This is a genomic window from Rhodomicrobium sp., assembly GCF_047605405.1.
Lineage (GTDB): Bacteria > Pseudomonadota > Alphaproteobacteria > Rhizobiales > Rhodomicrobiaceae > Rhodomicrobium > Rhodomicrobium lacus.
This window is the reverse complement of record NZ_JASGFR010000007.1, coordinates 104,599-118,007: the sequence shown is the minus strand read 5'-3', so window position 1 is coordinate 118,007 and position 13,409 is coordinate 104,599. Positions and strand designations below refer to the sequence as shown.

12 protein-coding genes are annotated in these 13,409 nt (G+C 63.2%); 5 read left to right on the top strand and 7 right to left on the bottom strand.

Features of this window, described 5'->3' with window-relative positions; genetic code table 11:
• Nucleotides 1-47 precede the first annotated feature (47 nt).
• A complete protein-coding gene (locus QM659_RS04885) occupies nucleotides 48-1,112 on the bottom strand; it encodes an NAD(P)-dependent alcohol dehydrogenase (RefSeq protein ID WP_415187580.1) in 1,065 nt (354 codons plus the stop codon).
• A gap of 68 nt (nucleotides 1,113-1,180) precedes the next feature.
• The gene (cowN, locus tag QM659_RS04880) at nucleotides 1,181-1,447 is read right to left on the bottom strand and encodes a N(2)-fixation sustaining protein CowN (protein WP_127075179.1); all 267 of its coding nucleotides are present in this window, start codon (nucleotides 1,445-1,447) and stop codon (nucleotides 1,181-1,183) included.
• Between the two features lie 395 nt (nucleotides 1,448-1,842).
• Between cowN and QM659_RS04875 the strand changes: the two genes are divergently transcribed.
• Nucleotides 1,843-2,013 (top strand): hypothetical protein, encoded by a 171-nt coding sequence (locus QM659_RS04875; RefSeq protein ID WP_415187579.1) that lies wholly within the window; start codon nucleotides 1,843-1,845, stop codon nucleotides 2,011-2,013.
• Here the strand turns inward: QM659_RS04875 and QM659_RS04870 are convergent.
• A complete protein-coding gene (locus tag QM659_RS04870; protein WP_415187578.1) occupies nucleotides 1,983-2,642 on the bottom strand; it encodes a DNA-3-methyladenine glycosylase in 660 nt (219 codons plus the stop codon). The two genes, QM659_RS04875 and QM659_RS04870, sit on opposite strands and share 31 nt — an antisense overlap.
• A 145-nt stretch (nucleotides 2,643-2,787) precedes the next feature.
• Between QM659_RS04870 and QM659_RS04865 the strand changes: the two genes are divergently transcribed.
• Both QM659_RS04865 and QM659_RS04860 read left to right on the top strand, forming a co-directional pair.
• Nucleotides 2,788-3,234, top strand: a complete 447-nt coding sequence (locus QM659_RS04865; protein WP_303487697.1) for a MaoC family dehydratase — start codon at nucleotides 2,788-2,790, stop codon at nucleotides 3,232-3,234.
• Between the two features lie 64 nt (nucleotides 3,235-3,298).
• The gene (locus QM659_RS04860) at nucleotides 3,299-4,258 is read left to right on the top strand and encodes a bifunctional riboflavin kinase/FAD synthetase (protein ID WP_415187577.1); all 960 of its coding nucleotides are present in this window, start codon (nucleotides 3,299-3,301) and stop codon (nucleotides 4,256-4,258) included.
• A gap of 125 nt (nucleotides 4,259-4,383) precedes the next feature.
• On the opposite strand, the gene QM659_RS04855 is transcribed toward QM659_RS04860, so the two are convergent.
• The gene (locus QM659_RS04855; protein ID WP_415187576.1) at nucleotides 4,384-6,900 is read right to left on the bottom strand and encodes an ATP-binding protein; all 2,517 of its coding nucleotides are present in this window, start codon (nucleotides 6,898-6,900) and stop codon (nucleotides 4,384-4,386) included.
• Between the two features lie 324 nt (nucleotides 6,901-7,224).
• Here QM659_RS04855 and QM659_RS04850 point away from each other — a divergent pair, with 324 nt between their 5' ends.
• Nucleotides 7,225-8,205, top strand: a complete 981-nt coding sequence (locus QM659_RS04850; protein ID WP_303487701.1) for a LysR family transcriptional regulator — start codon at nucleotides 7,225-7,227, stop codon at nucleotides 8,203-8,205.
• A 277-nt stretch (nucleotides 8,206-8,482) separates the two neighbouring features.
• Here QM659_RS04850 and QM659_RS04845 read toward each other — a convergent pair whose 3' ends face one another.
• Nucleotides 8,483-9,265 carry a succinate dehydrogenase iron-sulfur subunit gene (locus QM659_RS04845; RefSeq protein ID WP_303487703.1) on the bottom strand — a complete coding sequence of 261 codons (783 nt, stop codon included), beginning with the start codon at nucleotides 9,263-9,265 and terminating at the stop codon, nucleotides 8,483-8,485.
• A gap of 131 nt (nucleotides 9,266-9,396) precedes the next feature.
• A complete protein-coding gene (gene trmFO / locus QM659_RS04840; protein WP_415187575.1) occupies nucleotides 9,397-10,806 on the bottom strand; it encodes a methylenetetrahydrofolate--tRNA-(uracil(54)-C(5))-methyltransferase (FADH(2)-oxidizing) TrmFO in 1,410 nt (469 codons plus the stop codon).
• Nucleotides 10,807-10,926: 120 nt separating this feature from the next.
• Between trmFO and QM659_RS04835 the strand changes: the two genes are divergently transcribed.
• Nucleotides 10,927-11,577 carry a hypothetical protein gene (locus QM659_RS04835; RefSeq protein ID WP_415187574.1) on the top strand — a complete coding sequence of 217 codons (651 nt, stop codon included), beginning with the start codon at nucleotides 10,927-10,929 and terminating at the stop codon, nucleotides 11,575-11,577.
• A 55-nt stretch (nucleotides 11,578-11,632) separates the two neighbouring features.
• Here QM659_RS04835 and QM659_RS04830 read toward each other — a convergent pair whose 3' ends face one another.
• Complete coding sequence (locus QM659_RS04830) at nucleotides 11,633-13,330, bottom strand: electron transfer flavoprotein-ubiquinone oxidoreductase (RefSeq protein WP_415187573.1); 1,698 nt, start codon at nucleotides 13,328-13,330, stop codon at nucleotides 11,633-11,635.
• Nucleotides 13,331-13,409 lie beyond the last annotated feature (79 nt).

The following is a 13,409-nucleotide window of genomic DNA, read 5'->3' as shown; positions in this document are numbered from 1 at the left end:
GAAAAAGCCGCGATCCTGTTTCGGATCGCGACCACAGAAAGCTGAATTTACGCCGCCTTCTTCAGGGTCTCCATGTCGATGACGAAGCGATATTTCACGTCGCTTTTCAGCATCCGGTCGAACGCGGCGTCGATGTCCTGCATCGAGATCATCTCGATATCGGCGACGATGCCATGCTCGGCGCAGAAATCGAGCATTTCCTGCGTCTCGCGAATACCGCCGATGAGCGAGCCCGCGATGGCGCGGCGGCTGAAAATGAGGTTCGCCACGTTCGGCGACGGATGCGGCTCGGACGGCACGCCAACGAGCGTCATGGTGCCGTCGCGTTTCAGCAGCGCCGTGAACGCATCGAGGTCGTGCGGCGCGGCGACGGTGTTGAGGATGAAATCGAAGGAGTTGGCATGCGCCGCCATCTCGGCCGGATTGCGTGAGACCACCACTTCGTCGGCGCCGAGGGACAACGCTGCTTCGCGCTTCGAGGGAGACGTCGTGAAGGCCACGACATGCGCGCCCATCGCGTGCGCCAGCTTGATGCCCATATGGCCGAGGCCGCCGATACCCACGATGCCGACCTTTTCGCCCGGCATGAGGCCCCAGTGGCGCAGCGGCGAATAGGTCGTGATGCCCGCGCAGAGCAGCGGCGCCACGGCGGCGAGGTCGGCCTCGTTGTGGCGGATCTTCAGCACGAAGCCGTCCTTCACCACGATGGACGCGGAATAGCCGCCGAAGGTATTTTCGACGCCGCCCTTCATTGCGCCGTTATAGGTCTGGATGAAGCCGTGTTCGCCTTCGCAATACTGCTCATCGCCCTCCTTGCAGGACGGACACTCGCCGCAACTGTCGACCATGCAGCCGACGCCGACGATGTCGCCCGGCTTGAACACGGTCACATGATCGCCGACCGCCGTCACGCGGCCGACGATCTCATGGCCGGGAACGAGCGGGAAGCGGATGCCCGGCCATTCGCCGCGCGCGGCATGCAGGTCGGAATGGCATACGCCGCAATAAAGGATGTCGATTGCGACATCATGCGCGCCGGGTTGACGCCGTTCGAGGGAAAACGGCGCGAGCGGCGCGGCGGGCGTGTGCGCCGCGTAAGCTTTCGTTTGCATGGGATATCTCCGATCAGAGGGCAAACACCGATGCTGGCAATTTAGGGGTGCGTCGGCGATCCCGCCTATCACATGCAGGTGTATTCGAGATCCTCCAACTGCGAGAGAAGTTCGTCGTCCTCGATCAACTCCTTGAGCGTCGGCAGATAGTTGTGCAGCACGCGCAGATCGTCGTAGCCCTTCGCGTTGAACTCGGCGCGTTTCTGCTGGAAATAGGCCCAGAAGGGATTTTCCGCCGCTTCGATATAAGGTTGCAGCGCGTCCATCATCTTCTCGGCGCGTGCGTTGCAATCGATGTTCTTGAAACTCACGTAGCGGTCGATCTGCTCTGACATCCGGTCCTGTTCCTGCCTGAATCTATGCGCAACGCGGTGCGGCAAACACCGGTCTGCCTGAAGAAAACGCGCCAAACCCGTTAGCCGCAAAGGCGCGCTACGACCGCAATCTAGATGAACCGACCTTCGAAGGGAACGTCTGCATCCGATCGCCATCCCGTTCCGGGAACGCCGGGCCTTTTTCATCATACAACAACCGAAATCGGAAGAATGTCACGCAGGCGACATTTCGCGCGTTTTCCCTGAAGCCGCCTTATCCGAAATCGTCTTCCGCCAGCGCCTTATCTCGAAGTGATTTCCTTTTGACCCTGCGCACGTGCGGAAACGGCTACACCAAAACGTGAGGTTGATCCTCGTCAACCTCGCACTATTCTGCCGGCTGTGCCGAGGTTGTAATGCGTACGCTTGCCTTGCTGTCCGTCCTGCAAAGTATGACGACAGGCGCCTATATCGCGTCCTGCGTGGAAGCGCGCCCGTCAGCGGTCGAGTGGGTCTTCGCCATAAGCCTCGCGATCATGAGCGCAGTTTTCGCCTGTTATGTCGCGGTCGAGCGCGGCGGGCGCTGAACAGTCCTCTCGATGAGCGCCTTTCCCTGCCCGTTGAGCGCGGCCGGACCGCTCACGAACCGGCTGCCCTTCTCGTAAAATCGGAGGGGAAGGTCCGCGTCCCGCGTGATGCCGATGCGCGTGCTCGTGCCGATGTCGCCACCCGCCGCCCCATCCGTCCCGAGCCAGAGCGCACCGCTTACGCAAAGATCTGCACCGTCGTGGCTGCGGTCTATGGCAAGCGCGCTGGCAAGCCGCCCCGGCCCCCGCAGCAGATCACGCGTCGGAACGTCCCCGCGATGGCGCTTCATCGCGTCAAGCCCCGCAATGGGTTCGGCCGCACGGATGAGCACCGCCTCGCCCACGCCCACGGCCGCATTCGTCACGTTCAGCATCCAGCAGACACCATAGGCGCGATACACATAGGCGTGGCCCGGCGGCCCGAACATCGTGCGATTGCGCGGCGTCGGCCCGCGAAAGGCATGGCACGCGGCGTCATCGGCAAGGTAAGCCTCGGTCTCGACGATACGCGCCACGGCGAGGCCGTCGGGAAGCGCGCGGAGCACGAGCTTGCCGATGAGAAAGCGGGCGAGGTCCGCCGTGCCTGCGGGAAGCTCGTCGCGGGAAAGCGGGCGTGCAATCTCATGCATGCCTCAAGCATAGAAAAAAGCGAGGCGATTACCAAGCCTCCCGCTTCATCCCTTCGCCCGGTTGCACAAGGTAAGCCCAGAGCTTATGAAAAGGCCATCGACACGGGGCTGTCGGCGCCTCGGTTTCGGCGTCACGGAGGAACACATGACGGGCACGGCACAGCAGGGGCTTTATTTCGAGGATCTGTCCGTCGGGCAGGAAGCCAGCATTGCGAGCACGGTGAAGGACGAGCATATCACCGGCTTCGCGGAAATTTCCGGCGACACGAATCCCGTTCATCTCGACGAGGCGTTTGCCGCGACGACGCCGTTCAAGCAGCGCATCGCGCACGGCATGCTGTCGGCGGCCTATATATCCGCCGTGTTCGGCACGAAGCTGCCCGGCCCCGGCTGCATCTACATCTCGCAGACGCTGAACTTCAAGGCGCCGGTTCATATCGGCGACGAAGTCGTCACCACGGTGCGGATTACGGACTTGATCACGGAAAAGAGACGGGCAATCTTCCACACTGAGTGCAAAGTGGCAGGGAAAGTTGTTCTCGTCGGCGAGGCCGTAATCATGGTTCCGTCGCGCGAACCGAGGCAGAAGTAGCTTTTTTCAGCGGCCGCAGCGGGAACCTCCCGCGCGGCACGCGGCAAGCTCCGAGTGAGGTGGAATGGACATCGTCCACGGGTGGCATGAAGTTCCTGCCTCCGCGAAAGGTGCGTCGCTCGCGATCGGCACCTTCGACGGGGTTCATCGCGGCCACCGCGCCGTGCTCCACGCCGCGCAGGAAAAGGCCCAGGAAGGCCGCCTGCCGATGGGTGCGATGATCTTCGAGCCTTATCCGCGCAAGTTCTTCCAGCCGCAAAAGCAGCTGTTCCGCCTTACGACGCTTCAGCGAAAGCTCGACCTGCTCGCGGCCTATGGGTGCGGCTTCACGGCGGTGATCCCGTTCGACGCTGACCTCGCGGCGCTCTCGGCGGAAGCCTTCGTAGCGCAAATTCTCGTCGACGCCTTCGCCATCAGGCATGCGAGCGTTGGCTATAATTTCTTCTTCGGCAAGGGCCGTGGCGGCAATCCAGACGTGCTTGCCGCGCTCGGCCCGAAACATGGATTTGGGGTGACGGTGGTGTCGGCACAGGGTTACGCAGGCGACGTGTTTTCATCGACGCGCATCCGCGAACTGCTCGCGGAAGGCGACGTGGCCGCTGCGGCTGAGATGCTCGGCTCGTGGTGGCGGATTTCCGGGCCCGTCGAGGGCGGGGCAGGACGCGGCAAGGTGCTGGGCTACCCGACCGCGAACATTCGCCTCGAAGAGGGCGTGTCGCTGAAGCACGGCATTTACGCGGTCAACGCCTATGTGGACGGCCGCAAGGTGCAGGGCGCATCCTATCTCGGCACGCGGCCGACCTTCGACGCCGGGCAGCCGCTGCTCGAAACCTTCCTCTTCGACTTCGATGACGACCTCTACGGCAAGACCATCGAAATCGAGTTCATCGCCTACATCCGGGACGACGCCAAGTTCAAGTCGCCGGAGGCGCTGGCCCAGCAGATGGCTATCGACGTGGCAAAGGCGAAGGAGATCCTCGGCCGCGCTGGCGGTTCTTCGCCATCGGATGGCGACGCCGCATGACGCTGGCGCTCGCTCGCTCATGCCCCTGGCTTGCAGGCGATGGGAGCCCGCGCGGTGGCGCTCCTTACTGCGCGGGGATGGCGCGAAGAAAAGAACTGGACGTGGCCGAGTTATACCGGCGCTCCTTACTGCGCGGGGATGGCGCGCGCGCCCTTCCGGTCGGCGCCCCCTTTCCCCTTTTGCAGTGCCGGGTGATTGTCCGGCAGGAACACCGTGACCGTGGTGCCCGCGCCCGGCGTCGAACGCAAATCGATCCGGCCCTTGTGCAATTCGACGATGCTTTTCACGAGCGTGAGACCAAGCCCCGCGCCGCGATGCCGTGAGCCCTTGCTGCGGCTTTCGAAGCGATCGAACACACTCGCCTGTTCCTCCTCCGGGATGCCGAGCCCCGTGTCCTGAACGCTGATCGCAACGCCGTTCCGCTCCCGGCGGCAGGCGAGCGTGATCGTGCCGTCTTCCGGCGAGAAGCCGATGGCGTTGGACAGGAGGTTGTAGAGGACCTGAATGAGACGGTTCGAGTCCGCCATAACCGTCCCCGCACCGCTTGCGATATGCACGTCAAGATTCACGTTCGCGCGGCTTAGGCGTTCGCGGACACCCAATTCCGCCGCCTCGATGAGGGTCTCGATCTCCACCGGCGCGAGCTTCAGGTCGAGCGCGCCCGCGTCGAGTGCTGCGAGGTCGATGATGTCGTTGATGATGTTGAGCAGCACCTCGCTCGACGTCTTGATGTGGTCGAGATACTCGCGCTGCTTGTTGTTGAGCGAACCGAAAGCAGGTTCCGCCAACATGTCGGTAAAGCCGATGATCGTGGTGAGCGGTGTGCGCAGCTCGTAGGACACGTGGCTGAGGAAGGCCGTTTTCAGCCGGTCGGAGGCTTCGAGCGCCTCGTTCCTTTCAAGCAGCACCTCTTCGAAGCGTTTTCTGTCGGTCACGTCCGCGAAGGTGACGAGCGTACCGCCATCGGGCAGCGGCGTCACCACATAGGCCAGATGGACGCCGTCGCTTTTCGCAACCGTGCCGCTGAAAGTGTCGCGCGCTTCCGGCATGCCCGTGATGGCTTCGCGCAGCGTGTGCCAGAAATCGGGGTCGGGTGCGAGCGTGTCGCTCGCCTTGCGGATGTCCTCGAAATGCGGCTGGTCCCCGAGCATCTCCTCAGGCAGCGCCCAGATGGACTGGAAGGAAGGGTTGTGGAGGTCGAGCCGCCCGTCTGCACCGAACACGGCGATGCCTTCGCTCAGGTGGTCGAGCGTCTCACGCTGGCTTTCGATAAGCGTATGGAACTGGCGTTCGAGCGCGAGCTTCTCCGTCACATCGTCGAACAGGTAGGTCAGCCCGCCATCGTCGCGGCAATCCTTTACCACATGCACGGTGCGGCCATCGGGGAGATGCCACAATTCGTCGAGCGTCCGGGTGCGGTCGAAGGCGAGAATCTTGCCGTCGCGCCATTTGCGGTAGTCGGGTTGCTCGGGCAGGAGGCGGCGCTGGCGAAGCTGATCGAAGAACTCCGACGCCGCAGGCTTCGCGGCGAGCCACGCGATTTCGAGATCCCAGATCTTGGCGAACGCCTCGTTGAAGTAAAAAAGCGAGCGGTCCACGCCGAACACCGCGACGCCGGTCGACACCTTGTCGAGAGTCCGGGCGTTGGCGGCGATCTGCCGTTCAAGCTCGTCGCGCTGCGTCTTCAGCATTGAGACGTCGAGCGCCGCGCCTCCGCTGCCTCGTTCGATCGGGGCCGCTATCGCCTCGTAGGTTTGCACGCCGCCGTTGACGATCGTCTGAAGCTTGATGCGTCCCGGCTTCTTGGCCTGGCTCATGCGGTGCAAGTCGGTTCGCTGCCGCGTCTCGAAAAGCTCGATCTGCTTGTCGATGGCTTCCTCGCGGTTCTTCGCGTCGATGGCGGAGACATAGGCCGTGTTGACCCACGTCAGCGTGCCCCTCGCATCGCGCAGCCAAACGGGCGTCTGGATGGCGTCGAGAATGCCCTCGCGATCCTGGATGGCCTGCTTGAGCCGCTTGTTGTCCCCGATGAGCCGGACGAGTTCCTTGTTGACCGGCGAAAATGCCCGGATGCGCATGACGGTGTCAGCGCCGGAAACCGCGCCCGCGATCTCGATCACATGGCCCTCAAGCGTGCTTGCGTTGGAAACGAACCCTTCACCGCGCGATTGCAGCCGCGCCAGATTCTCCGCGGCGAGGCTCGCGTCGTCCGGATGCAGCCACGAACCGAATCTGAGCAACTGCGCGAGCTTTGACGGTACGCCGACTGTCCCCTGCATGGTATGCAGCGCGAGCCGGGCGTGACTGTCGCTCCAGATCACGAACACCTGCGGTTCAAGCGCCGCAAGCGCCCGGAAATTTCCCTCGATGGTGAAAAGCGCGTCGAGCCTTGCGCTCTGGCGGAGGAGCTGCTTCGCGCGGTGGCGCGACTGTTCCCGGAAGACGAAAGCCAGAACACCGAAGGCGGCGGCAACGCCGCCGAGCAGGGCGACGATCAGCAGCAGATCCGCGCTTCCGAACGGACAGGACACGGGCGCCGCGTCAGTCGCGGCCGTCGCGGCACCGTGGAACAGCGCAAGCCAGCACGAGGTAACCGCGGCTACCCCCGCTGCCCGCCGGTACCATACCCGGAAATCTCGCATCGTTTTCTCCCGCGGGGACGGACTGGCAATTCGCACATATGCCGAGTCGAGTGTTAGTTTATCGTTAATTTTTTGTTGGCGAGGTGCAGAAAGCGCCACCTGCTCAATCATACGTGGAAATCCTGACGTGGAACATTCAGATACATGAAATCTCTTACGTTGCGCCCCAGGTTGTAATATGACATTGACCTTGGGGGCAGACCATCCGTGCGGCCCAATCCCGCAGGACAATCAATCGCCGGGTTAGATGTGATAGAGCGCAGGCCGAACCCTTCGCAGACGGAGCGGGGACGACATGATACTCTGGAAATCAATCTTCGCTCGTTGGACATTTTTGTCCTAGTCGCGGAATGCGGCGGCATAAGCGAGGCTGCGCGCAGAGCGCAACTTACCCAGTCGGCGGTAAGCCAGATCGTTGCTAATCTCGAACAGTCGATCGGCGTGCAGCTTTTCGACCGTCAGGTCCGGCCGATCGCGTTGACGCCCTCGGGCGCGGTCCTTCTGGAAAAGGCGCGGGGCGTGCTCCTTGGGGCGAGAGAGGCCATTCAGGCTGCAAGGGCGCCCGCCATGGCGGCGTTGCCCAAGCTCAATATCGGTCTCGTCGACTCGCTCGCAGGCACCATCGGGCTCGAACTGGTTTCGAGTCTGCGCGGCATCGCCGCGCTCTGGTCCGTGCAGATCGGCCTTCATAGCCAGCATCGCCGTGCGCTTCTCGGCCGCGAGGTGGATGTCATCATTTCACCGGACCCTCTCGAAGACCAATCCAATCTCGAACGGCATAAAATTCTGCGCGAACCGCTCATTCTCGCGGTGCCGCGCGGCATCAATACCAACATCGATGATCTCGGTGCGCTCGCCCGCGAGCGGGACATCGTCCGTCTCAGTTCTCGAACCATGCTCGGACGCGAGGTGGACCGGCTGTTGCGCCGCCTTCGCATCGAGACCACCGGGCGCGCGGAGTTCGACGATTCCGAAACCGTGCTTGCCATGGTGGCGTCGGGAATGGGGTGGTCGATCCTGACCCCGCTTTGCGTGCTGCGAGGGCAGGCTTTCTGGCGGAGCGTGACGTTCGCCCCCATGCCGAGCATGATCGCGTCCCGAGAGATTCACGTTCTCGCTCGGGAAAGAGAGCTTGGCGATATTCCCCGCCAGGTGGCTCACACCGCGAAGGCGGCGATTGCCCGGCGCATGAGCGAAAAAATCGCGCCGGACTATCCATGGATCATGGACGCTTTGACCTTGCCGGGCATTTCTGTGGCGCGGCGGGAAGAAAAGCCCGACCTATGGCACGCAAACGCGCGCTGAGCCGCCAGCTTGCTGAAAAGCCGCGCATCCCATCCGCTTGATGAATTTGTGCCCCTCCGTCTCCTGATCGCGACGGCGGCATTCCCAATCCGGTCGCAGCGACTCGAAGCGCGGCACGACGCTATGGATTCGTGTCGTCAGATCGACGCCGATTTAACAGGCGAACGGTGCGCTTTTGGCTGGATTAAAAGCGCACTCCATCTTGGTCGTACCCTTCCGCACCTCAAGCCGCCAAGGCCGCCGACTCATCGGCGGGGCGCACTTGAAGTGCGTGGTTCTAGAGCTGACGCTCGACCATGAGCTTTTTCAGCTCGGCGATGGCCTCACCCGGGTTCAGGCCCTTCGGGCAGACCTGCGCGCAGTTCAAGATCGTGTGGCAGCGATACAGGCGGAACGGATCCTCGAGGTTGTCGAGACGCTCGCCGGTGCGTTCGTCGCGGCTGTCCGCGATCCAGCGGCGCGCCTGAAGGAGCGAAGCGGGGCCGAGGAAGCGCGCGCCGTTCCACCAATAGGACGGGCACGACGTCGTGCAGCACGCGCAAAGGATGCATTCATAGAGGCCGTCGAGCACCGCGCGGTCGTCACGGCTCTGAAGCCATTCGGTCTCCGGCGGCGGCGAATCGGTCTGGAGCCAGGGCTCGATGGAGCGATGCTGCGCGAAGAAATGGCTAAGGTCGGGAATGAGATCCTTGCTGACGCTCATATGCGGCAGCGGATAGATCTTCACGGTGCCGGAAATTTCCTTGATGGGCTTCGTGCAGGCCAGCGTATTGGTGCCGTCGATGTTCATCGCACACGACCCGCAAATGCCCTCGCGACAGGAGCGGCGGAAGGCGAGCGTCGGGTCGATCTCGTTCTTGATCTTGAGGATGGCGTCGAGCACCATCGGGCCGCATTCCTTGAGGTTCACCCAATAGGTGTCCATGCTCGGATTATGGCCCGTGGTCGGATCCCAGCGATAAATCTCGAACCGCTTCCAGTCTTTCGCGTTCGCCCCCGGAGAATTCCAGGTTTTGCCTTTGCGGATTTTCGAGTTTTTCGGCAGCGTGAGCTGAACCATGGCGGCTCCAGACGGGATGCGAAATTTCGGCGGTTGGTGATATGTGGCAGCCAACGCCGCGAGAGGCAAGGTCTACATATGCCGCACGGCCAAGCTGCCGCTTGGTTTATGCACCATCGGATTAGAGTAAATCAAGCCGCGTGCCCACCACGGGCCGCGACCATATCCTTCTCAAGCCAAAGATCAAGCTCGGCGAGCGCGCGTTTCGATAACGCTTTCTTGCGGGCCGCGCCTTTCGCTTCGCCTCGTACCTTTTTCTGCGGCTCCGAGAGCGGCGGAAAAAGACCGAAATTCACGTTCATCGGCTGGAAGCTTTTCGGTCCGCCTTCTATGGTGTCGGAGAGGTGCCCGCCCGTGATATGCGCGAGAAGCGCCCCGAGCGCGGTCGTCTGCGGCGGGGGAAGCGGATCGCTTCCGCCAAGTTCGGCGGCGGCGAAGCGGCCCGCGAGAAGGCCGATGGCCGCCGATTCGACATAGCCCTCAACGCCCGTCACCTGCCCCGCGAAGCGCACATGCGGCGCGGCCTTCAGGCGAAGCGCTCCGTCGAGCACCTTCGGACTGTTGAGGAAGGTGTTGCGGTGAAGCCCGCCGAGCCTGGCGAAAACCGCGTTCTCAAGGCCGGGGATCATGCGGAATACGCGCGTCTGTTCGCCGTGCTTCAGCTTGGTCTGAAAGCCGACCATGTTCCACAGCGTGCCGAGCGCGTTGTCCTGCCGAAGCTGAACCACCGCCCATGGCTGCCTGCCGGTGCGCGCATCCATCAAGCCCACGGGCTTCATCGGCCCATAGCGAAGCGTATCGCGCCCGCGCTCCGCCATCACCTCGATGGGAAGGCAGCCCTCGAAATAGGGCGTCTTCTCCCATTCCTTGAAACTCGTCTTCTCGGCGGCGAGCAGCGCGTCGATCAGCGCTTCGTACTGGTCGCGGTCGAGCGGGCAATTGATGTAGTCCTTTCCCGTGCCGCCGGGGCCGGGCTTGTCGTAGCGCGACTGCATCCATGCCACGTCCATGTCGATGCTGTCTGCCAGCACGATGGGCGCGATGGCGTCGAAGAAAGACAGTGCGTCCTCGCCCGTCGCCGCAATGATCGAGGCGGAAAGCGCGGGCGAGGTCAGCGGGCCGGTTGCAATGATCGTCGCTCCCCATTCGGCGGGAGGCAGCGCATCCACTTCGCCGCTCGCGATCTCGACATTCGGATGCGCGCGCAGCCGCTCTGTCACCTCGGCGGAGAACGCATCGCGATCCACCGCCAGCGCGCCGCCCGCGGGCAGCTTGTGCCGCGCGGCCGCGTCCATGATGAGCGAGCCCGCGCGCCGCATCTCCTCATGCAGGAGGCCGACCGCATTCGTCTCGAAATCGTCCGAGCGGAAAGAGTTCGAGCACACGAGTTCCGCGAAGCCACCCGTCTTGTGCGCTTGCGTCTGCCGCTCGGGCCGCATCTCGTGCAGCACCACGTGCGCGCCGCGCTCCGCCGCCTGCCATGCCGCTTCCGAGCCGGCAAGGCCCGCGCCGACGATGTGTAATGTTGATTTCGAGGTCATGTTTTCTTTTTTGTGGCTGTGTCGCGACAACCTAGGTGAAAACCCGGCGCCACTCAACGGCGAGCCTTGCTCCGTTCGAGCCATAAGTTAGGTTGCGGCCATCGGCGGAATGGAGTTTTCATGCGCGCCTTCTCCATGGCTCTTGCGTTCGCGATGCTTGGCGGCCTTTCCGCCTGCACGTTCGATCGCGAGGGCTCACCTGAACTTCACTTCGCCGACTTCAGGAGCGAACCGCCGCGAAAGAACTCTGTCTGGCTGTGTCACGCCTATGGCTGCCAGCAGAAGACGAAGGTGACTTTCGGCGGAAGGCAGATCAACGAGATCGCCGCGCTGATGGCGAAAACGAAAAAGGCCGACACGCCGCAAGAGGAGCGCCGCGCCATCGCCTACGCCATCGCTTCCATGTACGTATGGACGGGCAACGTCGTCGGCACCATCAAGGACCGGCCGGGGATGGATTACGACGGGTCCGGCGATCCGACGCAGATGGACTGCGTGGACCACTCCACGAATACGACGAGCTTTCTGCTCGTGCTCCAGTATCACGGCCTCCTGAAGCATCACACCGTCGGCCGCCCGTTCGCGAGGGGCGATACCCTCAAGGGGCTGAACCGCTGGCCGCACTGGACGGCGATCCTCACGCAGAACGACACAAGGTCGCGCTGGGCCGTCGACAGTTGGGTCTACGCCATCGGCGAAAACCCGATCGTGATCGAGGCCGACACCTGGTATAATCTCGGCCTCGACGATAAGCCCAAGCCGCTGACTTGAGCTTCTGCGCTTGCGAAAAGGGCCATGAAGGCCCCGCCTCGATGGGGCGATTGCCTTACATCCCCGCGTAGGTCGGGCCTCCACCGCCTTCCGGCGTCGTCCAGTTGATGTTCTGGGATGGGTCCTTGATATCGCACGTCTTGCAGTGGATGCAGTTCTGCGCGTTGATCTGGAAGCGTGCCTCCCCTTCGGCGCTCGTCACCACCTCGTAAACCGCCGCCGGGCAATAGCGCTGCGCGGGTTCGGCATAGAGCGGCAGGTTCTTGCCAATCGGGATGCCCGGATCGGCGAGCTTGAGGTGAACCGGCTGGTCTTCCTCGTGGTTCGTGCCCGAAAGCGGCAGCGACGACAGGATGTCGAAGGTCAGCTTTCCGTCCGGCTTCGGGTAGACGATAGGTTTGCTGTCCTTCGCGGGCTTGAGGGTGGCGTAGTCCGGCTTGCCGTGGCTGAGCGTCGGCGACAGCGCGGGCACGAGCTTGTTCAGCCACATGTCGACGCCCGCAAGGAACGAGCCCAGCATCGTGCCGTAGCGCGAGAGGAGCGGCTTCACGTTGCGGATCGGCTTCAGGTCTTTCGCGATGGGGCCGGTACGCACCGTGTGCTCGTAAGCCGTAAGTTCGTCGCCGGCGCGACCGGCATCGACCGCCGCGAAGGCCGCTTCCGCCGCCGCGATGCCCGACAGCACCGCGTTGTGCGAGCCCTTGACGCGGGGCACGTTCACAAAGCCCGCGCTGCAACCGAGCAACGCTCCGCCGGGGAACGTCAGCTTCGGGATCGACTGCCAGCCGCCCTCCACGATGGCGCGCGCACCGTAGCCGATGCGCTTGCCGCCCTCGAAGACCGGCGCGATGGCGGGATGCGTCTTGTAGCGCTGGAATTCCTGGAAGGGGCTGAGATAGGGGTTCTGATAGTTCAGATGCACCACGAAGCCGACAGATACGAGGTTGTCGCCGTAGTGATACATGAACGAGCCGCCGCCGGTCTTGTCGTCGAGCGGCCAGCCAAGCGTATGCTGCACAAGACCCGGCTTGTGGTGCTCGGGCTTGACCTGCCACAGCTCCTTCAGGCCGATGCCGTATTTCTGCACGTCAGAATTCGCGTCGAGCTTGAACTTGCCGATGAGCTGCTTTGCGAGCGAGCCGCGCGCGCCCTCCGCGATGAGCGTATACTTGCCGAGCAGCGCCATGCCGCGCACGAAGTCGTCCTTCGGCTTGCCATCGCGACCGATGCCGAGATCGCCCGTGCCGACGCCGATCACCTTGCCGTCGTCATCGTAAAGCACTTCCGCGGCCGGAAAGCCGGGATAGATTTCGACGCCCAGCGCCTCGGCCTGCTCGCCGAGCCATTTCACCAGCGCGCCGAGGCTGCCGATATAGAAGCCTTCGTTGCGCATCGCGGGCGGCAGCAGGTGATGCGGGAAGCCCGAAGACTTCGTCTCCGTAAGGCGGAGGAAGACGTCTTTCGTCACCTGCTGTTCGAGCGGCGCGCCCTGCTCTTTCCAGTCCGGGATGAGGGCGTTGAGGCCGATGGGGTCGATGACCACGCCCGAAAGGATATGCGCGCCGACCTCCGAGCCTTTTTCGAGAACGACGACGGAAATTTCCTTGCCCGCCTTTTCGGCGAGCTGTTTCAGCCGGATCGCCGCAGACAGCCCGGCCGGGCCGGCACCGACGATGACGACGTCGAATTCCATCGTCTCGCGCTCGGGAAGGGCTTCCTCTTCTGCGACTTCCGCGACTTCGTTCTCTTCCATGGGTTCCTCCCGGCCGAAGCGGCCCCGCGCTCCATCGCGCGCTCAACGCATCAGGCGAACCCGCCGTGGCGCGACTGGT